We start from the raw sequence: 23,338 nt of genomic DNA, 5'->3' as shown, positions 1-23,338 counted from the left end.
TCCGGAACCTGAAACAGGATATCCGCAATGTAATCATCGCCCCACTGATTCTTTGCAAGCGTAAGCGGGCTTGCCCCCTCTGATACGCTCAGGTCATACGACGTACCCGTTGCCTTCACCTGCTGCCCCTGTGGCAGAGCCACACCGGACAGTATCATGGCAAGCACAAGAATCCATGATAATACCATTCTCTTCATTTTTTTCATTGAAACCTCCTTAACTTTTGCCGAAGCCTTGCGCTTTAGGCTTGTCGTTCGCCTTTCAGCCGCTTACTGCCTCAGCAATACACACGCCTTTTCATACGGAATACCCGCATATACCATATGCATTACACCGACATTCTCGAGCATCTGAAGTGCTTCTTCCCTGCTCACGGTGATCGTTCCATCGATAATAAATGTCACCAGTCCCTGTGTATAGATCACGACTGTATTCATGAACTCACGTGCTTTCTCCTCGCTGAAGCCTACCACGCGGCTAAGTGCCTCGCACAGGGTTTTATTCTTCGTTTCGTCAAATACAGCCCCGATTCCTCCCATCGCAACAAGCCCCTTGGAATCTGTCCGCAGATAACGGATCAGGTTCGGCTCATCAAATGCCATATTCACATATGTCTCTCCTACTGAAAACAACGCCGCTCCTGGATTGTTTCCATTCGACCGCATCTTGGAATTCATATAATTCAGTGCGTATCGGAACAGTTCCTCACGAAATGTTTCCATGTTGCCAAACGACCAGGAGATCGGCTGTGTCGAACATCCGATCTCCTGCGCCAGACGTTTAATATTGATAACCTCATATCCCTCACGGATCACTAGATCCAGTCCTGTACGAAGAATTTTTTCTTTTGGTATTTGTATCTTTGGCGGCATACTTGTCATACCTCCTCTCCTGCATGTATTATGTAATCTAATTTACATATTATTCGCAAATGCGCCAATTGTCAAGAAATTTTGCAGATGAAGACCTGTATTACCACAGGTCTTCATCTGCATCGTCCGATGTAAAATCGCCGAAACCATTCATGTCTTCTTCGCCAAGAAGTGAAAACCCATCCCCCTCTGACATCTTTTTCTGTTCCTTCTCCTGTGCTTTTAAAACCATTTCTTCCTCTTCTCCAAAAGAAAATAAATCGTCCATAATCATTCTGCCTTTCTTTCTGTCAATGCACAGTTTCTATGGTGCTTCTCCCTTTTAACGCACGGCTTTCACGTTACTGAAGCCGCTGAAATATTTCTTTCCAAGGACAACCTTATAAACCTTGACCTTGTAGTAATATTTTCGGTTCTTTTTTAATTTCTTCGCCTTCTGGCTGAACTTGCAGACGGATACCTTGCTGATCGTTTTAACCTTTTTGTAGCCGCCGTTCTTCTTCATGGAACGGTACACCACATACCCCTTCGCATCTGCTGTCTTTTTCCAGCGGATCGTCAGCTTCTTTCCTTTCCGTTTCGCCTGATTCAACTTTGTCTTCCCTACCTTGACATTAAGTGCGATCGCTGTGGTGTCCACGCCGTCAAAGCTTGTGTTGGAAATATAGGTGACACCCTTCGGAATATTGATGGAATGGATATTCCGGCAGCCTGCAAATGCTCCATCACCGATCGTTTTCAACGTGTCCGGCAGCACGACCGTGTTCAGATTCTGGCAGCCGTTGAAGGTATTGTTCTCGATGGCTGTCACCCCCTCCGGAATGTTGACGGTATGCAGATTGCCGCATTTTGCAAATGCACCCTCCCTGATCTGCGTCAGTGCTGCATCAAAGATTACCTCATTCAGATTGTTGCACTCCGAAAATGCATATGCACCCACGCTCGTCACTGTCTGCGGCAGCGTCAGGTTATGCAGGTTATCACAATTGTAAAACAGATAATCCGGAATCTCTGTAATGCTTGATTTCGAAATATCGATCTGAATATTGGAGCATTCGGCAAATGCATAAACACCAAGCTTCGTCACGGATGCCGGCAACGCACTCTGATCCAAAAGCTTTAGATTGGTGCATTTGTAAAAGGCAAAGGTTCCGATCGTCTGCGTTCCCTCTTCCCATTTGGTGACGCCGTTAAAATTACGGGTATTGGCAAATGCATAATCGCCGATCACGCGCACATTGGAGGGTATCTCAATTCCCGGCGTGTTATAGCCCTCAAATGCATAGCCTCCAACATTGACAACGCCTGCCGGGATGCGGTAGGTTCCTGAACTTTGATGCTTTCCAACCGGGTAACGCAGCAGAAGTGATCCGTCCTTACTGAAAAGCACACCATCCGCATCACTGGAAAGACCTGCGTTTGCAGGGTCTACCGTGAAGCCGGTAATCCCATAGCAGCCGGCGAAGGCAGTCTCATCCACAGAAACAACCCCTGCCGGGATCGTAACCTTCGTGATCCTGTCATGATTCTGATAGGTACCGGACAGAGCCGCCACGCTGATGCCGTCCATTGTCGCCGGCACCGCCACCTCGGTGTCCTGTCCTAAGTATGCTGTCAAAACGGCATGTCCATTGGCATCCAACTCGTACTGATATGCACCATCCGATGAGACTGCCGCCTGTGCTTCCTTCTGCCCTGTGCCGGACAGAACCGCACACAATAACAGTGCTGTCATGATTCCAAGAAATTTCACAGCAAAGCATTCTTTACGATTCATAGCAATCTTCCTTTCTTTGCCTAAAGTACTATTTGAAAACTACTTCTTTCAAGTATAACGAATTTTGTTTTAAAATGCGATAGTTTTTTCAAATTTTCTATTTTGTTTTCACAGAAGTCTTTATCTCTGTTTTAAAATAGGTTATACTATTTGTAGTTATAATTTGTGACAAAATTTAAGGTGGAGATCTACAGTGGTGAAACGATATTTCGTCAGAATCCGCGACCTGCAGACCGGGATGCGGATCGATCAGGACATCCAGAACAGCTGGGGACGTTCATTGATCGTGCGTGGCTCTTATCTGGACGAGTACCAGATCGAGGCACTAAAGAAACTGAATATCAACGGTATTTATATCAAGGAGGGAGAGGACGACGAGGATCTCTCTGCTTCTGCTGAACCGGTTTCTGCCATCGCGCGGAATAACATTGCCAAATACCGCGAAGCAGATCCTGCCAAGGTCAGTCTGTCTGTCAGCGTCAAGAAGAGGATTTCCGAGGGTGTCCAGCATCTGTACAGCGACACAAACAATCCTCATTTCACCCGGACGACCACGACGATCACCAGCGATCTGATGCGTGCCATTGATGACAGCGAGGCGATCGCAGTGGATATCAGCGCCCTGCGCACCAGCGATGAATACACCTTCAAGCACAGCGTGGATGTTGCCACGATGTCCATGATCATTGCCAAGAATATGAAAATGTCCTCACAGGATGTCTACAATATCGGCATCGCCGGACTGCTGCACGACATGGGCAAGTCCAAGATCCCGCTTGAGATTCTCAACAAGCCGGGCAAGCTGACCACCGAGGAGTTCTCTCTTATGAAGGAGCATTCTCTTATGGGTTACCGCATCATCAAAGAGAAAAATGAATTCAACGACAGCATCTGCTTCGCGGTTCTGCAGCATCACGAGAAGATGAACGGCTCCGGCTATCCGATGGGCGTTTCCAGTGATAAGATTGTTCCGTATGCCAAGATTCTTTCCGTGGTTGACGTCTATGACGCACTCGTAACCGAGCGCCCTTACAAGAAAGCGTACTCCCAGCGGACTGCCGTGGAGATGGTCATGTCCATGTCCGGCGAGCTGGATATTAACGCCATGCGAAGCTTTCTATCCAGCGTTATTCTTTATCCGGTCGACTCTACCGTAGAGCTCAGTAACGGCGAGAAAGCCCGCGTTGTCAAAAACAGCGAGCTTTCTGCACTTCGTCCGACAGTTGTCGGTCTGCAGAGCGGCAAGGTCTACAATCTGGCTGAGGATCTTTCCTGCGCCAGCATCGTAATCCTGTGATCGCTTTACAACACACGACAACATCGTATCTTTTATTCTTGTATTTTTATTGATCGGCATGCGCCGCACAGTCTTTCCTGTCAGACCGGACCATTGATATGCTCATCCAGCTTCCGGATCAGCTCATCCACATCACAAGAATGCACCCGGCACGCCTGCTCCAGCGTCTCTCTCGGAGACATATGACAGGATACACAGTGCATTCCCATCTCATTAAAGCATTTCTCTGCGGACGGATATGCCTGAAGCACCGCCCCGATCAATGAATATTTCGTCACTACCATTATCGTTTCTCCTTTTACAGATATGCCACAAAAATATATGCAACTGCCACCAGCACGATCTGATAAATACAGAATCGGAAAACAACCTGTGTATCTGACCATTCCTTATTCTTACGGACATGATCGTGAAGCGGTGTCAGCGTATTTTTTAAAATACTGATCTTGAAGAATCTCTTGAGAAAAATCTTTACCAGACCAATTCCACCATCTATGATAACCACAAGCGCAAGGATTATGTATGCGAACGGATGCCCCGTCTTCATTGCGATCACCGCAATATAAAAGCCCAGCGCGCGGGAACCGGCATCACCCATCAGCATAGAGCTTGGCTTGGAGTTGAAGTACAGATACGCAAGCAGCACGCCCATAAACATCAAACTCGCAATGCCATACTGTCCAAGATCCTTCGAGAAAAGCACCGTAAAGCCACCGAGCACAACCATGCAGAGACTCGCACACAAACCGTCAACGCCATCGGTACAATTCGTTACATTGACCGATACCCACAGAAGTACCACGCCAAGGATAAAATAAACCGGAACCGGAATCGCGATCGTATTGCCGAACAGCATAATATCGGTTGAGTTATTGGTCACGAAGGTCCACATTGCAACAAGGGACAGCACCAGATCAATGGCGCCCTTCTTGTAATCGTTCCATGGCTTGTCGGATGCATCGTCAAGATATCCGCTGAGCATCATCGCAAACAAAAGAATACAATAGATCACATACTCTCTCGTGATCGGCAGAAACAGCAGCGAGCAGACAATAAACGCACAAACGAAAGTCAGTCCCACGCCTCGCAGCTTGCCCTTGGACAATGCACCGTTTACCGCAAATGCACGTCCCTGATCCTTCGGCAGGAACGGAAACGGAAAGCGCAGCATCAGAAATGTCAGCAAAAATGATACCAGAACGCCCAGCATGGCAATCTGATTGGTTGTTAATAAATCCTTCAGTACATAATACATAGTTTATCCTTTCCTCCGCATGTCCATACATGCAGACAGGCATGAAAACGAGTGCTTCCATGCCTTAATGTATTCTTAATTATTAAATGAGCCGGAAAACCGCCCAGACGCCAATGACAGCTGCCACGACGATCACTGCTGCGATCACACGATGCTTCCACGCCTGCTTCGTCTCCTCACGTTCGACTGCTTTCTTACAAACATCAATCCGTTCCTTACAGTCCTTGTAATCCGGAAAACGATTCAGCTCCGAGATCGCTGTCCGGTAATCCATCTTCGTGACTGCTTCCTCACACAGCTTTACTGCCTCCCGGTACGCTTTCTCTATACCTTTCTTCTCATATGCCCCGGCGCGCTTTCTGCAGTCCGCTGCACGCTTTGCGCTGTCCCCGTAATCGTTGATCTCCTCAAACATTGCCGCCGCATCAAGAAGCGTTTTCACACCCTGTTCGTAACGCGTCACACACGCAAGCGAATCTAACAGCTCCTGGGCACTCCGGTATTTCTGCTCCTCTGTGGTAAGTTCCTCTTCCTCAATAAAATCTTCATCCGGAACCGGCACACTGTTCTTATCTTCCTCTGTCTCTTCAATGATTATCATATAACATACCGATCTTTCTATTCAGAATCCTGTCCTCATAGGGTTACCTACTTATAATAAGCAGGAACGACCGGCTTGTCAACACCGCTGCCGTATCACGGTATTAAAAAGGGCAAAACCCATTTGTGTGTCGCATCAAAATCCCGGCTAATATAAGTACCTGCATCTACAGAAGCATCCGGCACTTGTTTACGATGCGGCGAAGAATATTTTTCTTTCCTTCCAGTTCCTGCAGTCTCCGGCGCTGCAGATCCTGCTCTCTTTTCAGATCAAACAGTGCCTTTCCAAAGAAAAGAATCGTATCCTCGTACTGCAGGTCATTGTCCTTCTTCCATTCCGGCAGCTCCTTCTCCGGTCTGGCATCGAAAAGCGTCTCTTGTCCCATATATTCTCTGGCGATCCGCTGATTGATCTCACCGAAGCGCTCCATAAATTTCTGTCGCTCTTCCACGGAAAACATAGAGCTTTCATATTGCTTTTTCTCTGTGCGCGAACAATCCACGACAAGCTTCTCCAGCCAGCACTGTTCTCTGTTCCACCGGGAAGGTTCGTCGGAAAGAAGTCCGTTTAAGATTCTCTTGATCTCCGCATAATTATTATTCAAGCTTAAATTCACCTTACTCTCTAACGGTTCAAATGCGTCCGTGTCAGTGATTCCAAGCACACGCAGAAAGTCGCTGCACAGGTCAAAATTTCCTTCATAATAAGGCTGCACAATGATATTTTCTTTCCCGGCAAACCCTGCCAGCACCTGCAGATGATGATAATAATCTAACACAATGTAACGCGGCGTCTGCTTCACCATCCGGACCCATTTCCAGGTCACGCCCTTGCGCCTTATCTGCTGTTTCCAGTAAGATTCCAGATACTGATCCTGACGGCGCAGATAAACGATCAGCTTTAACGCAATGCCGTGCCGCTCACAAAATGCTCCGATCTTTTCCAGACATTCCGGATGATCCCCCTTATAGGTATTCCAGATTGCTTCATCACTGAGAATAACCCGGTCTGTCCGTTGAAACGCCTGTTCCAGAAGCTCGAAGGACTGTTTCTCGATCTCTTTCGTTTTCTCCATATCTGCACTGCCGTCCGCATTCATGATCTTTCCGACCAGAAAATGTGCATTGCGGTTCGGAGATACCATCGGATATCTTCCGGGCATCATCGGATAACTGCAGTTATTCTGCGCTAACGCTTCCGGATTCTGCATCAGAAATAATTGCAGAGAGCTCGTTCCTGTCTTTGGCATTCCGATATGAAGATATAATATTTTGTCCGTATTCATGCGCTTCTTTACTCCTCTTCCTGTCGTCATCGGTGATATTCTACCCGGCAAAGGTGAAATAAAGATTAAAAAAATGTGGCAATTTTGTGGAATTTTCTGTCGGCGACCCGCCACCAATCTCCGCCTAAGCCGCTAATCTTCACTTCGAGGACATAGCCGACACCGCGGATCGTATGGATCAGCTTTTTGTCAAAGCCCTCATCGATCTTTTTGCGCAGATAGCGGATATAAACATCGACCACATTCGACGAACTCTCACTCCGGTAATCCCAGCTGTTCGTCTCAAGCTGTTCGCGCGTCAGCACGATATTGCGGTTACGCATCATATATAACAGCATCGAGTATTCCTTCGGAGACAGCTCGATCTGCTTCCCGGCTCTGCGCACCATTTGATCATTGACATTAATTTCAAGGTCACCGCAGCGATATACATTTCCGCGGACACCATCCTTTTTGCGGATCAGCACGCGGATCCGTGCCATCAGCTCTGAAAAATGAATCGGTTTAACCATATACTCATCCGCACCGGCATCCAGTCCCCGCACAATATCGGCAACCTCCGCCTGTGCCGTCAGAAGCATTACCGGGGTCTGAATGTCCTTTCGCCGTATCGCATCGACAATATCTACTCCACTCCGGTCAGGAAGATCAACATCCATCAATACTACGTCATATTCTGCCAACTGCAGATAATCCAATGCTGCGCTCCCGGAATTACAGGAATCCACCATGCAGTTCTCCCGCAAAAGCTTTTCTTTGATCACTGTTTTCAATTCCGGATCATCACCAACTGTCAATATGCGCACTGCTGTTCCTCCTTTGCCCGTTTCTCTTTTTATGTAAATTTTTCCATTAATATTTATCTTTTTGATATGTCATTTTTGTGGCACACCCCTTTTTCACAAATAATGTATGACTTTCTCAATATCTACCATACTATTATAAGATTAAAAAAGAATTAAAACAGGGATGGTGCGCTATGGATGTATTTTCATCGGCGTTTCACCCGGGATCGCGCCGAAGCTTGCACGGATATTGACCCCGTTTTTTGCGCAAAAAAAAGAGCGCGGAATCTACCGCTACTCCTTTATGGCTGCTGATATTGCGTTAATCTCTTCCCACTGTTCTGCAATCGTCCTGTCTTACCGCCTAGAACTTCTTCCCTTTATTAATGAAGCGCATCTCCGACTTCTGCTCTGCATACTGCTGCGCAACAATCTTAAGCCCCTGCAGTCTGTGACACTCCGGACACAACGTTCCAAATTCGATCGGCTTACCGCAGATCTGACAGTAAATGCTGGAAATCGTCTTGCCTGCCTCTCCCTTATACTGGATCCTTCCCTCGCGGATCCACTTTCTGACCTTCGCGATCGGTATATTAAAGTGTTCCGCCACATCAAGTTCCCGCACTTCGTTCTCACGGATGAAATCCTTTACCTCTGCAAACAGATTCGCCTCCCTGCAGCTCGGACAGATATCGTCCTCCTCGTAGACATCCGGCAGAATACGTCCACACTGCGTACACCGCGGTGTATCCACAAATAATTCCCCTGATCTTGCAAGCATGAAAACACCTCCTGTTCTCGTCATGTATCATCACTTCCAAAGGAAACCCTTGAAAAACAGCTTTCCTGCGCTTGTGCATTTGAAATTATTATACTCCAAACATACGTCCTCCGCAAGAATGAATTATTTCGTAGAGTCAGGCATCTGTCCCAAAAAGCGTACACACAAAACTACGATTCTCTGCTGTACTGCAACGAAGTTACATTTCCGGTGGACAGACGATACTGATACGTTCCCTTCACGGAAATATCATCCTTTGCGCTCGCCGCAAAATTGACCTTCAAAACATCATCCCCGGTAATTTCCATTAGGAATATACAACCGCTCCGTTTTTCTCGAATTTAATATCGTCCGCTCCATATTCCTTAAAAACCTTCTGCAGTGCCTCGTTACCCTCCGCAGGCTGATAACAAAGCCTCTGCTTTTTCACATCGTACAGGGCAAAGGTTCTTCCTGCCGTTCCATTGTAGCTAAGCAGTGCATAACGCTGCTCCTCGCTGTCGGACTGCGCCCACTGCAGATCATAATAATAGCCTTCCACATTCGTGATCGTTTTCGTTCCCGCACGCTGATCCAGCCCCTTCGGATTGATCCGGATCCGGTTGATCGAAAGCCCGCCATTGCTCTGCGCGCTGACCGACACATCCATGATTTCCTTCCCGTCATCCGCCTTCAGGGAATACTGCTGCGTCTGCGCACTGTCTGTCCCGTATTTCGCCCGCCGCTTCTCAAGCTGCTCATCGGTCAGATCCTTCAGCTCGTACCTGCTCTTCTTGTGGTTCCATACATAATAGGAGGTGTCCTCTCCGTCCGATACCGTGATCACGCCACCCGCACCCTGCACATAGGAAAAGACCATGCTTCCCTCCTGCAGCGGCGTCACATCGGACACGTATATTTCCGGGCTGACCGACGTCAGCTTGTCCTCTCCGATATCAATTACATAATATTCATAAGTATTCTGTTTCTTGAGCTGCCTTGCCACAGCGGAGTTCGTCACACTTACCGCCTCATCGGACGCCTTTCTCGCAGAACGTTGTCCAACGGCAACCTCCATGCGTCCATCTTCATTATAATCGACGGTCTCCAGCGAAATATCATCTCTGAAATCCTGTGTGGCACTACCCGCAAACACCTCAGAAAGCTCCAGCGCGGCAAGCGTTTCCTTCTGACTGTTCCGCAGACGAAGCCGGCATCTTCCGTGATATCCGCTGCTTGCCCTGTGCGTTCCCTTCTCGACCACAAGCTCAAGAGTCACCGCACTGCCACTCGCCGTTTTCGTTTCACACCGCGCAATGACACGGTTGTTGATCTGCTTGACCGCATTGCTGTCAAACAACGTCTCCGCAGACTCTCCCGCTGTCTGTCCCCCCCGAAATGTCGACAGCCCAAATGCCGCAAAAACCAGCACCGTCAGGATAAACGCTGCGATCCCGGACTGCCATAACGGTTTACGCCGTGCATACAAAAGCCCCTCGGACCGTCGGAACAGATCCGACTCATAGCCTGTCACAAGGGATAATGACAGCTTCTGCCGTTTCTCCTGCTTCATATTCACAAGAACCTGTGCGCAATGGAACTGCTGCCCGGATCCCGGATGCTGTGCAAACGCCTGATCGCACGCGAGGTTCTGATCCCGCCACAACAGATAATACGCATACCAGATCCCCGGATTCCACCAATGGATACAACAGACCAGAAATGCAAGTCTGCGCCACAGATCATCGCCCCGTTTCTGACGAAGCCTCTGATAAGCAACGATTTCTTTCATTTCTTTTGCCAGCAGTCCCTCCGGAAGATAAATTCTGCCGTGAAACAATCCGGTACGCACCGGATATGCGATCTGCCCGGACTGATATATGTTGTCAAACAAAAGCTCGGAGGAGCGTTGCAGCTTCCGGGCCAGCGCAAGCTGCTTTACGGCTGTCACAAGCAGTAACAGCACTGCTCCCGCGAGCCAGATCAGCGTGCATGCCCGGTACGCCACCGAAGCCGTCACCTCGCCCTCAAATACATACCGCCATCCGGTCAGAAGTCCCCGGTCCGGAGTGATCGTCAGTCCAAGGGAACGAAGAAGCGTATGAAACTGTCTGTTCCACGCCCCGTAAATACATACCGGGCTGCTCATTCCCACCGGACATACCGCCCGGAAAAACAGAATCGCCCACAACGCAAGCCGGAACTTCTTTGACAGCCCGCGAAACAGGAACCGCAGTACAAGCACCGCCGGCAGAAGCACAAGTGCCATGCAGCTCATCGAAAATACCGTATAGAAAATACGATACAGCATATCTACATTATTCATAAAACAAAGTCTCTCCACTCGCCGATATTTATAAAATATATCATAATGTTGGGATCACACCATCCTTTGTCCCTTGCATCATATAATTTCCATCCGTTATTGTAACACAAATCCCACCACTCTCAAAGAGCTGGTTATGTTGCTTTTTCCCCGCTTTCGGGTATAATGAAAGAATAAAACAAATCAGAAAGGATGACATCGTCATGAAAGATGGATTTATCAAGGTCGCCGCAGCCACCCCGGATATCGAAGTAGGCAATACCGCCTTCAACACGGAGCATATCCTGTCGTGTATGCAGCAGGCGCAAAAGGAACATGTGAAACTTCTGGTATTCCCGGAGCTTTGTATCTCGGGCTATACCTGTAATGATCTGTTCCTGCAAGACATCCTTCTTGACGGCTGCCTTGCAGGGCTGGAGCAGATCCGCAGTGCCTCCGCAGCAATGGATATGGTCATCGTGGCCGGACTTCCGTTTCTCCTGCACGCACGTCTCTACAATGTTGCCGCTGTGCTTTTCCGCGGCAGACTGCTCGGACTCGTGCCAAAGCAGCACATCCCAAATTATTCGGAATTTTACGAGGCACGCCACTTCGCACCGGCACCGGCGGACAACGAGCACGTCAACATCCCGGTACTCGGCGCACACGGTCATCAGATCCCATTCGGCGCAAAGCTGTTATTTGCGGCAGAGGATCTTCCGGATTTTGTTCTCGGCATTGATATCTGCGAAGATCTCTGGATGCCGATTCCGCCGTCCTGCTATCATGCCATGGCATCGGCAACCGTGATCGCCAATCTTTCCGCCAGCGATGAGACGACAGGCAAGGAAGCCTACCGCCGACAGCTTGTCAGCAATCAGTCCGCGCGGCTTATCTGCGGATATATTTACGCGGATGCCGGAGAGGGCGAATCCTCCACGGATCTCGTCTTCGCCGGTCACAACCTGATCGCCGAGAACGGCAGCATTCTCGCACAGTCGGAGCGTTTCCATAATGAAATGACCATCTCCGAACTGGATCTTGGACGTCTGGTAAGTGAACGACGCCGCATGGGAACCTTTACGATCACCCCGCCGGCACAGGCAGGCTATGAGGTTTGCAGCTTCTCGTTCGGACAGCCGGAGGAGACAACGCTGACCCGCTTCTATTCGCGGACACCGTTCGTGCCAAATGTCAAGGAAGACCGCGACCGCCGCTGCAACGAGATCTTCAATATTCAGGCAATGGGACTGAAAAAGCGTCTCGCCCATACACATTGTAAGAGTGCTGTGATCGGCATTTCCGGCGGACTCGACTCGACACTGGCACTCCTTGTCACAGTGCGTGCATTTGATCTGCTCGGTCTGGACCGCTCCGGCATCCGGGCGATCACAATGCCTTGCTTCGGCACAACCGACCGCACGATGAACAATGCCTGTACGCTGACCCGAAAGCTTGGCGCAACCCTGACGGAGATCCCGATCCACGAAGCGGTCAATCTTCATTTCCGTGATATCGGACACGATCCGGAAGTTCACGATGTTACCTATGAGAACTCACAGGCACGCCAGCGCACGCTGATCCTGATGAATGTTGCCAACCAGTCCGGCGGCATGGTGATCGGCACCGGCGATATGTCTGAGCTGGCACTCGGCTGGGCAACCTACAACGGTGACCACATGTCGATGTACGGTGTCAATTGTTCAATACCTAAAATGTTAGTGCGTTATCTTGTGCTTTATTATGCAGAGACCACCGAGGATTCCATGCTTCGCGATGTTCTGTTGGATATTCTGGATACACCGGTCAGCCCGGAGCTGCTGCCACCGAAGGATGGCAAGATTTCCCAGAAGACCGAGGATCTGGTCGGACCATACGAGCTACACGACTTTTATCTGTACTATATGATGCGATTCGGCTACACACCTTCGAAGATCTACCGTCTCGCCTGCTACACCTTCCGGGATGCCTACGACAGAGCCACGATCTACAAATGGCTGCGCACCTTTTACCGGAGATTCTTCTCCCAGCAGTTTAAGCGTTCCTGTCTGCCGGATGGTCCGAGGTCGGAAGTGTTGCCCTCTCCCCACGCGGTGACTGGCGCATGCCAAGCGATGCTTCTGTGGCAATGTGGATGGAGGATCTGGATACGATCACACCGTAGCACATAAACGTATATAATATGATGTAAGGGTCAAAAGCAGATAGCAATGTATGTTTACACACAAATTGCTATCTGGTGGCTTGACCCGCCAAACACCTCCAACATCATAATAAATCAGAAACGAGGATTGAATAACATGGATAAAATTATAGAACATAATGTAAATGATATTGTCGACACCATTCTGAACGATTACACGCATGACCGTTCCATCGACAAAATGAAACTGTTCACCCAGCCGGACCGCTTTGTGATCATCAAGATCATCGACAATCTGATGAAGATCATGTATCCGGGCTATTTCCGGGACACCTCCCACAAGATCTACATTATGGAGAACAGTACCCGTGTACTGATCGAGGATACGCTGTTTCGTCTGAATAAGCAGATCGAGCTGGCGCTCAAATATTCTCCGGATTACGAAAACGCCGACGACTGCGAACTCCATGTGGAGGCACAGCGTCTGACGGTTGCTTTCTTCCACACACTTCCAAAGATCCGCGCTCTTCTGGAAACCGATCTGCAGGCAGCCTTTGACGGCGATCCTGCTGCTTACTCCAAGGAGGAGGTTATTCTTTCTTATCCGGGTCTGCAGGCGATCACGATCAATCGTCTCGCGCACGAGCTGTTCCAGCTTAAGGTGCCTCTGATCCCGCGTATCATGACAGAGTATGCTCACAGCACGACCGGTATTGATATCCACCCGGGCGCAACCATCGGCGAATATTTCTTCATCGATCACGGAACCGGCATCGTTATTGGCGAGACGACCACCATCGGCAAGAATGTCAAGATTTATCAGGGTGTTACCCTCGGTGCTCTTTCCACCCGCGGCGGTCAGAAGCTGCAGGGTAAGAAGCGTCACCCTACGATCGGCGACAATGTAACGATCTACGCCGGTGCATCTATTCTGGGCGGCGACAGTATTATCGGCGAGAACTGCGTGATCGGCAGTAACGTTTTCATTACGACATCGATCCCGGCTGGAACCAAGGTCAATATCAAGAATCAGGAATTAAAGTACCATCAGGGACACAAGACTGTCAATGAACCGGTCGACCCGGAGGAGACGTGGTTCTATATCATCTGATGCAAAAGGGGATGTGAAAAACTCGATTGAGTTTTTTCACATCCCCAAAAAATATTCGAAAATTACCCCTGGTATATCAGAAGTTCCTGTACTGCTTCTTTTCGAAGTTTCTCCTCTTCTACTGTCCTCTGTTTTCTTTCTTTATCCATGTAGCAAACTTCATATACAACTGGATTAAAAGATGTGACTTTCATATAAGCAGTGAGTGATAACGGAATAGATGCTACATCTTCTTCCAGATAATGGTCTCCAAGCTCACGGAGAATATCTGCGATTTTATCAATGTCTTCTGTATTTCCAACTTCTACCGTAAACGGTTCACGGTCATACAGTTCTTCATCGTCAGCACTTGAAAAATACAATTTCTTTCCATAAGAAAATCTGTAGATGAGATATCTTGACGATTTCGCAACCTGTTTGTAACGTCCGGAAACTTTTGATACAATACCGTATTAAGTGTATTGTCATTATGCTTTTCCATATAGGTTCTGCCATTTGATTTGAACGTCCGCGATGATGCCTGCACCGTTGTCGTCCTGACATTGGTTATCGCAAAACATCCCAGAACCATAAACAATAACAACAGACATAGTTTCAAATGCTTTCTCTTTGTGTTTTTCATTTTCTTTTTTCTTTTTCGTATTCTTTCAGTTCTTTCAGAGCCTTCTCACCCTGTGGGTAAAGAATGATGATATTAAAGATCGTCATCAGTCCGATTCCAACATCACCAAGATCCCACACAAATGTATATGCTGCAAGGCCGCCGATGAACATCATCACAAGCGCCAGTACTTTGTATGCAGTCTGTGAAGCCCAGTTATCTCCGAAAAGATATGCAACATTGCATCTCGCATAAAAAAGGATGCCCAGAAACGTCGAAAAACTGAATAAAAACAGCGTCGCCGCAATAAAGATCACACCAAAACGGCCAAGATGATGTTCCATTGCTGTCTGCAGAAGATCCATTCCGGAAAGTCCTGTAACTTTTTCTTCCGGCGCAAGCAGCATGATAAATGCTGTACAGCTGCAGATCACGATCGTATCCACAAATACCCCGAGCGCCTGTACCAATCCGGCTTTGACCGGCTGGTCACATTCTGCCGCTGCTGCCGCACACGGAGCAGATCCGGAACCTGCTTCATTCGAAAACAGTCCACGTTTGATTCCATTCATTAGGACTGCGCCAAAACCGCCGGCTGCTGCCTGTCGGAATCCAAATGCTTCCTCAAAAATTCTTGCAAAAACACCCGGCAAACTTCCAAGATTCATCACAATGATCAGAATCGTGATTGCAAAATAGCATACCGCCATGACCGGCACTACCATATCCAGGATCTTAACTGTCGCATCTTTACGAAGCACTATCACAGCAGCCACAGCAACAAGTACTACCGTCATATAGATCGGCGGAATGGAAAATGCATTTTTAAATGAAGAAACAACAGAATTGCTGATCACTTGACTGATACCGCACCAGCAGATCAGACCGGAGATTGCAAACAACACAGAAATCACCACTTTGTTTCTCTTTTTCTTCTGTTTTTCTTCTACATATGCATGAATATAATACGCCGGACCGCCGCGGTAACCTCCGTACAGCGGATCTTTTTCTTTATAAAGCTGTGCCAGTGTCGCTTCAATAAAAGCTGTTGATGAACCGATAATTGCCGTCACCCACATCCAGAAAACCGCACCGGCGCCGCCTGCCGAAATTGCCGCAACAACACCGACCAGATTTCCCATACCGACACGGGTTGCCGTCGAAACGATCAGTGTCTGAAATGAAGACAGACTGTTTTTTTCTTGTTTCTTCTCAACCAGTGCCTGCACCATATCCGGGAACAGGCGAATCGGCAGAAAACGCGTCCGAACCGTAAAATAAATTCCTGTAGGAATCAGTAATATAATCAGAAGCGAAATCCCCAGAGTGCTGCCGCCCGGCAGTGGAATCTGCACCAGATCTCCCCACAGAAAACTATATACTTTCTCAATCAGAGTAACTATCATACTTTAAACCCTCTTCCATACTCACAACATCCGGGATACATGCTGCTCACGTCATCTACAACAGCCTGATTCCCGGACAGATACCATAATAGTATAGCCCCTATTAACCCTTAAACGCAAGTACTTTTAGGGTTTAAAGTCAAAAACTTTAAATAATTAAATCTTTCACCTTACCAAAACTGTTCACATATATCCAGTGTAAACTTTCTTGCTTCCTCTACCGCCATATTCATATCCGCCGGCGAAACTCTTCCTTTTAATAAAATCACATCCCCTTTTGCCCCTTTTTATTGTAACACTGCCTCATATTTTCCACCGGTACATCTGATCGTCAGTCTTCCATCAGAAACCTTATTCCCTTCGGCGTCCGTACACAGAATCTTGATCTCCGCCTTTGCTGATGCTTTCATCACACAACGAAGCTGTGTTCCGGACGGACAGATTACGACCGTTGTTTTGTTTTCTTTCCGGACAAACTTCGCAGCTTTCGCTTTCGTCTGTCCTTCCTCCACCATGTGTAACGTCGCTCCGGATGCAGTCAGCCTGTATTCCCCCTGCGTATCCTGTCCGCCAAACTGCAGCGCAAATTGTACTTTCTTTTTCTTGCCGGATCCGGTTCCGGTCACACAAAGTCCGGTTCTTTTCTTTGCTTCTATTTTATCCCCCTTTAAAGCAGTATCTGTATCCCCGGCAGCATCGCCGTCTTTGTCCTCTCCGTTTTCCAAAAGCATGTCTGCACTATCACTGAACAGCTGCTTCTGCGTTTCTCCGGCACTGCTCTTGCTTTTACCGCTTTCACTGCTTTTTACACCGGCATATTCATTCAAAGCCCATACCTCGATTGCCGCGTCCTTCGTATTCTTCGGCTGATCCGCTGCACTCCCGGAATCGCTCTGTAATATACCTGATTTTTCAACACTTTGCTGCTGCCGCACAAAATCCCGGTCGTGTTTCCCCAAAACGACCACACATAATACTGCCGCAGCGGCAAGCCCGCCGATAATCTCCCGTCTGTGCCTTCTCTGTCTGCGGTAAGCCCTTGTCTCCGTCTCGTTTTCCTCTGTCTCAAGTGCCTGCTCAAGCATATCCTCCGGAAGCTGTCCGATCGCATCCAGCAGCTTTTCCGCCTCCGTTATCCCCCGTTTGCTCACAGATACACCGCCTCCTTTCTAAGCCATGTCCGAAGCTCTTTGCGCATACGGCCAAGCACCGACTTCACAGTTCCCTCCCGCATGTCGTGCCTCTCCGCAATTTCCCGTATCTGCATCAAATAGAAATATCTCTGTAGAAAGATTGACCGATTTCTCTGTGTCTGCTGCCGCAGAAATGCTTCAATCGCCCCGGTCAGTTCCTGAAGCTCGATACGCTCCTCGACTCTTCTGCCATCAGAAACACATTCCTGCAGCTCCTCCAGTGCCAGCTTCACAATACCCCCTCCTCTTCGGTCTGCGTGCATGTTACGGTATCTGTTCAGAGAAAGATTACGGACGATCTTCGCCAGAAAGCCCCGCAATGCCCTCGGCCGCTCCGGCGGGATCGCATTCCAGATCTTTAACCAGGTATCATTGACGCACTCTCTGGCATCCTCCGCATCGTGAACGATCCGGTACGATACGCTGTAACAATAACCGTTATATTTAGTTGAAAGTTCTCTGAGACCATGCTCCTGTCTGTCCCAGATCAATTGTACAATCTCCTGATCCTCCATACACTTCTCCTGTCCTTGCTTATTCTATCCGGTTGACCGCCCCCACAAAAAGCGGCAGTCCCTTTTCATTGCTGACTACGATCAGAAATGGGCGATTGCATTTCATCACCATTTTTATATCCGCCCACGCCAACGACTTGTTCATCACCACCTGCGTATAGGATGCCACACTACATCCTTTCTCGTCAACCCGCATTGCACCAAACTGCTGTGCATCCGAGACAAAAACATCCTTCTTCCCTCCATCCTGAAACAGCGGAGAAAAGTCTGCCTTTTCCTCCGAAAATACATTATGAACACCCATCTCCTCAAGCATCGGGATCAAATTCAGTTCGGACTTAAAATCAAGCTTCGGCATTGTCAGATCAACCATCGCCTGCGTCCAGTCAGAAGACTGCGGATCACACAGTGAGATTATCCTGCTGATCGTTCCTTCCTTATAAAACTCCTCTGCAGAAATCCCCTTCTTAGGAAGGATCACATTCATCCTCGCACTGCGCAGCGGCAGTGAAACCGCCTGGAATTTCTTCGTCTCCATAAACATTCCGGTGAAATTTGTGCTCATAAATTCACATTTCTCCGGATCAATCTTTTCTTCCTCCGTTGTATTGCCGCAGGTATAAGTGCTCTGTCCGTAAAATGTCCCCGTGTGCGTATACTTCTTATCAAAAATCGGCTCATCCCACTGATCCTTAAAATTCAGCGTCGAAAGAAGCATCAGCACCATATTCTGTTCTGTCTGAATACTCTTTGCGGTCTGTTCGTTTAATTTTCCTCCGGTCTGCTCGTCAACCCAACCCTTGATCTGACGGTCAAACGAAGAATCGCCCATCGTTCCGGTATTACATGCAGCCCGGTAGTTCTTCTCCAATGCCTTTAAAACCGGAGCCCGGAAATCGTAGCGATCGCTCAGCCAGACCGAATCCGCCAGCCGGCATTTCTTAGAAGAGACCGATGCATACAGCATCTGCGCAGCTTTCCGGATCACCGCCTGCTCCTGCTTGCGGAGTGCGGCGTCCACCTCCTCCTTACTCATGTCTGACGAAAAATCCCCATTCACCGCAATCCCGCCTATCGCATTGCGGATCTGCTCCCTTGTCCGCCCGTCGCTCATCTCCGTCAGCATCCCAAGCACAAGATACAGATTTGCCGGTGAATATAACACCGCCGCCTGCTGCGGGTTATCGCCCCAGCTCTGCTTCAGAAACTGCCGCAGGGATTTCCGGCAATACTCCACATACAATTTCTGCGCCTCCGTGTAACTCAGTAACGCCGCTTCCCCCGATACACCGCCCTGTGCTGAAGAAGTATTTCCGCCTGATACGCCGCCCTGCTGTGCCGAAGCGTTCCCAGTCGTTGGCTCCGCTGTCCTTTCCGCCTTGAAACAGCCCTCCTTGTACCACCCACTTGCGACATCCGAAGCCGCACCACAGCCCGTCATTGTCACCGCAAGCACCATTCCGAGTGCCACCGCCTTTCCTAAAACGTGTCTTTTCCGCATAATAATCATTCCTTTCTGATTAATCTGTTTGATGTCGGGACAAGATGTCTTTTGCATCAACTGATGCTACGGATTGCTCGCTTGCATCATCTACTTATATAGACACGCTTTTTTCGAAAAGGTTGCAAAAAAATGGGAATTTTGCCCTTATTTTTTCGTCGCATTACGAACCGTTTTCTATAAATTACTAAGACTTCCCATACCTCAAATGGATGTATGCCCATAATATTTCTTATGTCCGGAAAATAAAATATCAATTTTGCCTGGGGAAATAAATTGATCCGTGAGCTATGACTAAAAAATTGACGCAGATCAGTAGGATTTCTGAAAAATCTTTGCTTTGCAATGCTTTGATAAATACGCATCCGTACGACTGAGCCCCATAGGTGGGCTCAGCTGTTTCGGACGGCACGCTCCCGCTACAACTGCACCACGCAGCGGTACATAACGCCGGATGTTGAATAGATTATCCGTAGCGTTTACGAAATCCGGGGCGTAAGTACCGGCGGGTGCAAGTGCCTCTCGAAACATCCGAATCCCACCTTGGGGCGAGTACGGCAGGATGCGTTTATCGAAGATCAAAGCAGCAAAGCAATTAGAATTTTCGAAATCCGTAAGTGACAAGACAATTTTTAAGTCATAGCTCACGGATTTTTAATATATTGGCAGGCAAAATATGGTTTCTGAACAGACGGACATAAGAAATATTATGGGCTAATTCATGTTCTTGGTATGGGAAGTCTTAGTAAATTAAAAACTTCCTGCAAAATATCTTTTACAGGAAGTTTTATTTCACCAGTGAATCCAGACGTTCTCCGGTACGTTAGTCAGAAGCCAGTCCGCTCCCGCCATGCACATCGTAAAGCCCGTCAGCAGAAACAGGATCACAAGTGCGCCAAAATCATATTTTTCATTTCCGGTCGGAGATATGAGTGTGTAAAATAATATTTCAACGCCCAGCACAACCAGAATCGCCGGCCAAAAATGGAATATTAGTATATAATCCAATACACCGCCAAAGATGTGTACCAAAAACAGGACACCAAATGCCACAAGCGTAAGTCCCAGTGTTACCGTTCCTATCCTTCGCTGTCTCATTTCTCATCTCTCCCTTCCAGATATTTCCTCTCATCCTCTGTTAGATCTTCCTTTTTGCCGCGGATCAGACGGATTCCGAACCAGATCACAAGACATGCTACGATAAGCTGCGGAAGATCTCTGCGGATCATTTCATTGACCGCGTACGGAATCCAGATATCAAACCGCGTCAGGATGGAAAGTGCATCGTTGCACAGAAGATATGCACCAAGGCAGATCAGCACTGCCGCAAGACCTTTTCTTCTCTTGCCGGCATTCATCTTCGGCAAAGCATCCAGACCATCCACAAACATGAACTTATCTTCCTGTGCCGCAAATTCCTCTTCCGTCATCGCATTTTTGTTGATCGCATCAAAAAATGCGTAAAACCAGATCACAAAATCAAACAGATAGATTGGGATATCATAGAACATGCTGGACAGCAGCGCCACAACAATAAATGTTGACATCAGGCTGACACCCTGCTTAAAGAATCCCAGAAACATCTGTCCGGCTCCGGGGATACATGCAAAACAAAACGTTAAAAACGGATTTTTTTTCTTTCTCATTACAATAAGCCTCCTTATTTAAATTGATCAAACCATTTTTCCGCACCCCGGCGGCTGTCCGGTTCGGTTCTTTCCTGTTTTCGCTGCTCTAAATATTTTCGCTGCTTCTCCTTCTGTTCCTGCAGCCTCTTGGACTGCTCCTTTTCATATTGCTGCTTTCTTGCCGCCTCATCCGAGGAAGCCGTCCGCTCTCGTTGTGTCGAAAGCTCTGTCACAGCATTTTTCCAGGATGCCATCTGCTGCCATGCACTGTTGTCCATGAAATTCACAGACACCATAAGTCCCAGTGCCATGCACATGCCAAGTGCCACTCTGGTGCAATAACGGTAATATTCCCGCTGCCGCTGACGCCTTCCTGGAATCCTGTCTGCCTGTTCCAGAATCTCTGTCCGAAGCCCCCGCGGCACGGATAACACCTGACTTTCCGGGAGTCCTGCTGCCAGCTTTCCTGCACAGTATTCGCACTGTGCCACATGATGTAACAATGCAAATTCATCCGCCTGCTCTAATTCATGCCGATAATATTTTCGGATCTGTTCTTCCGTAATATGTGCCATAATGCGCCTCCTTTCATGGTTCTGCTATCCGGTGTTTCAATTTCTTCTGAAGCATTTTCTTCGCCCTGCCGATCTGCGTCTGCACGGTTTTCAGCTTCACGCCCCGCATGTCTGCAATCTCCCTCGCTGTGTGGTCACAGCAGTAAAATTCATACGCTACCTGTCCATACGGCGGCTTCAGATCGCGGCACGCCTGTTGTAGTTCCCCTTTGATCTCTTCATCCAGAAATCGTTCCTCCGGCGATGAAACTGTCCCGGCCCGGCTTTCCAGCACCTCATCCTCGGAAGGCATTTCCTTCCGCCGCTTCTGCTTCAGGAAATCCAGACATTTGTTGGTAGCGATCTTTGTTAAAAACGCTTTCTCGTTCTGTCCATTGAAGCGTTCCAGCACTTTGTAATATGTAAGAAATGTTTCCTGCGTCACATCCTGTGCGTCAAAATAATCACCTACCATACGATAGCAAATGGAAAAGATCAGCCGCTCATATTGCTCCAGCGCGATCTCCAGCCGCTTTGTCTGTATGGAATTGTCCGTCAAGTCTCATCACCTCCTTTGTCCCCCTCTCATTATATATAACGAGTGGCGGGAGAGAAAGTCTTCAGGATTTTTTAATTTAATTCAAAAAACTGCCCCACAAGCAATCCACCGCTTGCAGGACAGTTTCTCTGGCATATTATCATTATAGTTGTTTCTTGTTTTATTTCTTCTTTTTCTTTCTTTTTACTGCGGCGATCACAGCCTGCAATACAATAAAGAAGCAAAGCAGAGCAGATAATGTAATTCTTACCCACCAGCTAGACAGTGTTCCCTGTGTCGTGATCAGACTGGAAATAGTACCGTTGATCAGTACACCAAACAGGGTTCCGATTACCGTTCCAACACCACCGCTTAACAGTGTACCACCGATGACCGCAGAAGCGATCGCATCCATCTCAAGTCCCTTTGCCTGCTCTACAAAGCCTGCACAACTGTTTAAGCAAAACAGGAAGCCGCCCAGACCAGCTAAGAAGCCGTCCAGCACATATGCTTTCATCTTGGTTCGTTTTACATTTAAGCCCATCATAACAGCACTTTGCTGATTGCCGCCGATGGCATAAAGGCTTCTGCCAAACTTTGTGAACTTCAGCATGATTGTGATCAGGATCACTACCGCCAACGCTATGATCACCGTTGGATATATGTATGCCGGAATAAAGATTCCCCTTCGGTTATATGTTCCAAACGGAAGGTTGATCCGGTAGTTTGCCCATTTCAAAAATGTTTTATTCTGGATAGCGATCATGTCTGTACTGATCACTGCCGTTAGCCCGCGCCCGAAGAACATTCCGGCAAGTGTTACGATAAACGGCTGGATCTCCAGATATGTCACCAGATAACCCTGAACGATTCCGAAAAGTGTACCGATCAGAAGAGAGATCACAACTGCTGCCACGGCGCTCATTCCTTTATTTTCCATGGCATAAGCCGCAGACATGCACACCAGTGCAGTGACCGAGCCGACAGAAATATCAATTCCGCCTGTGATCATTACAAGTGTCATACCACATCCGATCACGATCAGACCGGCATTGGAAATAAAGAGATTCATGAACATCTGCGGTTTTGCAAAGCCTTTGTCGTTGAATATTATCATTCCCGCAATATACATTACTGCAAATAATGCGATTGTAATCATCAACAGGAATGTGCTGCTATTAATTTTCTTTTTTGATTTTTTCTTTTCCATA

Annotated in this window: 25 protein-coding genes and 1 pseudogene; 3 read left to right on the top strand and 23 right to left on the bottom strand. The window is 48.1% G+C overall.

Annotated elements, in window-relative coordinates; genetic code table 11:
* The 4 genes from DXA20_RS12300 to DXA20_RS12290 form a co-directional block, all read right to left on the bottom strand.
* The coding region (locus tag DXA20_RS12300) for a hypothetical protein (RefSeq protein WP_147403752.1) at positions 1-206 on the bottom strand (206 nt) is incomplete at its 3' end.
* A 63-nt stretch (positions 207-269) separates the two neighbouring features.
* Positions 270-881, bottom strand: a complete 612-nt coding sequence (locus DXA20_RS12295; protein WP_147403751.1) for a TetR/AcrR family transcriptional regulator — start codon at positions 879-881, stop codon at positions 270-272.
* Positions 882-972: 91 nt separating this feature from the next.
* Positions 973-1,140 carry a hypothetical protein gene (locus DXA20_RS16235; RefSeq protein ID WP_022307247.1) on the bottom strand — a complete coding sequence of 56 codons (168 nt, stop codon included), beginning with the start codon at positions 1,138-1,140 and terminating at the stop codon, positions 973-975.
* A 54-nt stretch (positions 1,141-1,194) separates the two neighbouring features.
* A complete protein-coding gene (locus DXA20_RS12290; RefSeq protein WP_022307248.1) occupies positions 1,195-2,649 on the bottom strand; it encodes a leucine-rich repeat domain-containing protein in 1,455 nt (484 codons plus the stop codon).
* 193 nt (positions 2,650-2,842) lie between these two features.
* Here DXA20_RS12290 and DXA20_RS12285 point away from each other — a divergent pair, with 193 nt between their 5' ends.
* Entirely contained in the window at positions 2,843-3,946 is a 1,104-nt protein-coding gene (locus tag DXA20_RS12285; RefSeq protein ID WP_243100646.1) for an HD domain-containing phosphohydrolase, read from the top strand.
* Between the two features lie 80 nt (positions 3,947-4,026).
* On the opposite strand, the gene DXA20_RS12280 is transcribed toward DXA20_RS12285, so the two are convergent.
* From DXA20_RS12280 to DXA20_RS12250, 8 genes are all read right to left on the bottom strand, one after another.
* Entirely contained in the window at positions 4,027-4,230 is a 204-nt protein-coding gene (locus DXA20_RS12280) for a DUF1858 domain-containing protein (protein ID WP_022307250.1), read from the bottom strand.
* 14 nt (positions 4,231-4,244) lie between these two features.
* Complete coding sequence (locus DXA20_RS12275; RefSeq protein ID WP_022307251.1) at positions 4,245-5,201, bottom strand: hypothetical protein; 957 nt, start codon at positions 5,199-5,201, stop codon at positions 4,245-4,247.
* 82 nt (positions 5,202-5,283) lie between these two features.
* Entirely contained in the window at positions 5,284-5,802 is a 519-nt protein-coding gene (locus DXA20_RS12270; RefSeq protein ID WP_118561128.1) for a hypothetical protein, read from the bottom strand.
* 166 nt (positions 5,803-5,968) lie between these two features.
* Positions 5,969-7,117, bottom strand: coding sequence for a hypothetical protein (locus DXA20_RS12265; protein WP_207664225.1), 1,149 nt, complete (start codon positions 7,115-7,117; stop codon positions 5,969-5,971).
* 35 nt (positions 7,118-7,152) lie between these two features.
* Complete coding sequence (locus DXA20_RS12260; RefSeq protein ID WP_118561121.1) at positions 7,153-7,893, bottom strand: response regulator transcription factor; 741 nt, start codon at positions 7,891-7,893, stop codon at positions 7,153-7,155.
* Positions 7,894-8,236: 343 nt separating this feature from the next.
* Complete coding sequence (locus tag DXA20_RS12255) at positions 8,237-8,653, bottom strand: hypothetical protein (RefSeq protein WP_199877078.1); 417 nt, start codon at positions 8,651-8,653, stop codon at positions 8,237-8,239.
* 170 nt (positions 8,654-8,823) lie between these two features.
* Positions 8,824-8,961, bottom strand: coding sequence for a hypothetical protein (locus tag DXA20_RS16510; protein ID WP_207664224.1), 138 nt, complete (start codon positions 8,959-8,961; stop codon positions 8,824-8,826).
* The gene (locus DXA20_RS12250; RefSeq protein ID WP_118561119.1) at positions 8,961-10,958 is read right to left on the bottom strand and encodes a M56 family metallopeptidase; all 1,998 of its coding nucleotides are present in this window, start codon (positions 10,956-10,958) and stop codon (positions 8,961-8,963) included. Before DXA20_RS12250 ends, DXA20_RS16510 begins: the two co-directional genes overlap by 1 nt.
* 203 nt (positions 10,959-11,161) lie before the next feature.
* Between DXA20_RS12250 and DXA20_RS12245 the strand changes: the two are divergent.
* Together DXA20_RS12245 and epsC are read left to right on the top strand one after the other, a co-directional pair.
* A pseudogene (locus DXA20_RS12245) lies at positions 11,162-13,101 on the top strand (NAD(+) synthase).
* Positions 13,102-13,237: 136 nt separating this feature from the next.
* The gene (gene epsC / locus DXA20_RS12240; protein ID WP_022307259.1) at positions 13,238-14,191 is read left to right on the top strand and encodes a serine O-acetyltransferase EpsC; all 954 of its coding nucleotides are present in this window, start codon (positions 13,238-13,240) and stop codon (positions 14,189-14,191) included.
* Positions 14,192-14,253: 62 nt separating this feature from the next.
* Here the strand turns inward: epsC and DXA20_RS12235 are convergent, their stop codons facing one another.
* The 11 genes from DXA20_RS12235 to DXA20_RS12190 all read right to left on the bottom strand — a co-directional run bounded on the left by DXA20_RS12235 (position 14,254) and on the right by DXA20_RS12190 (position 23,337).
* A complete protein-coding gene (locus tag DXA20_RS12235; protein ID WP_118561117.1) occupies positions 14,254-14,553 on the bottom strand; it encodes a hypothetical protein in 300 nt (99 codons plus the stop codon).
* Between the two features lie 256 nt (positions 14,554-14,809).
* Positions 14,810-16,198 carry an alanine/glycine:cation symporter family protein gene (locus DXA20_RS12230; protein ID WP_118561115.1) on the bottom strand — a complete coding sequence of 463 codons (1,389 nt, stop codon included), beginning with the start codon at positions 16,196-16,198 and terminating at the stop codon, positions 14,810-14,812.
* Positions 16,199-16,485: 287 nt separating this feature from the next.
* A complete protein-coding gene (locus tag DXA20_RS12225; protein WP_118561113.1) occupies positions 16,486-17,349 on the bottom strand; it encodes a hypothetical protein in 864 nt (287 codons plus the stop codon).
* Positions 17,346-17,906: an RNA polymerase sigma factor gene (locus DXA20_RS12220; RefSeq protein WP_118561111.1), complete on the bottom strand. Its 561-nt coding sequence runs from the start codon at positions 17,904-17,906 to the stop codon at positions 17,346-17,348. The genes DXA20_RS12225 and DXA20_RS12220 overlap by 4 nt, the downstream gene beginning before the upstream one ends.
* Before the next feature lie 19 nt (positions 17,907-17,925).
* A complete protein-coding gene (locus DXA20_RS12215; protein WP_158577228.1) occupies positions 17,926-19,407 on the bottom strand; it encodes a serpin family protein in 1,482 nt (493 codons plus the stop codon).
* 312 nt (positions 19,408-19,719) lie between these two features.
* On the bottom strand, positions 19,720-19,938 hold the full coding sequence (locus tag DXA20_RS16030) for a hypothetical protein (RefSeq protein WP_147403750.1): 219 nt from the start codon (positions 19,936-19,938) through the stop codon (positions 19,720-19,722).
* A 261-nt stretch (positions 19,939-20,199) separates the two neighbouring features.
* Complete coding sequence (locus DXA20_RS12210) at positions 20,200-20,505, bottom strand: LiaI-LiaF-like domain-containing protein (protein ID WP_022307263.1); 306 nt, start codon at positions 20,503-20,505, stop codon at positions 20,200-20,202.
* Positions 20,502-21,053 (bottom strand): hypothetical protein, encoded by a 552-nt coding sequence (locus tag DXA20_RS12205; RefSeq protein WP_118561107.1) that lies wholly within the window; start codon positions 21,051-21,053, stop codon positions 20,502-20,504. Before DXA20_RS12205 ends, DXA20_RS12210 begins: the two co-directional genes overlap by 4 nt.
* A gap of 14 nt (positions 21,054-21,067) precedes the next feature.
* Positions 21,068-21,610, bottom strand: a complete 543-nt coding sequence (locus DXA20_RS12200) for a hypothetical protein (protein WP_118561105.1) — start codon at positions 21,608-21,610, stop codon at positions 21,068-21,070.
* 13 nt (positions 21,611-21,623) lie between these two features.
* Entirely contained in the window at positions 21,624-22,148 is a 525-nt protein-coding gene (locus DXA20_RS12195) for an RNA polymerase sigma factor (RefSeq protein ID WP_118561103.1), read from the bottom strand.
* Positions 22,149-22,308: 160 nt separating this feature from the next.
* A complete protein-coding gene (locus tag DXA20_RS12190; protein WP_022307268.1) occupies positions 22,309-23,337 on the bottom strand; it encodes an ABC transporter permease subunit in 1,029 nt (342 codons plus the stop codon).
* Position 23,338 lies beyond the last annotated feature (1 nt).

The organism is Roseburia sp. AM59-24XD (assembly GCF_003478445.1).
Lineage (GTDB): Bacteria > Bacillota > Clostridia > Lachnospirales > Lachnospiraceae > Jutongia.
This window is presented reverse-complemented; position numbering and strand designations above follow the sequence as displayed.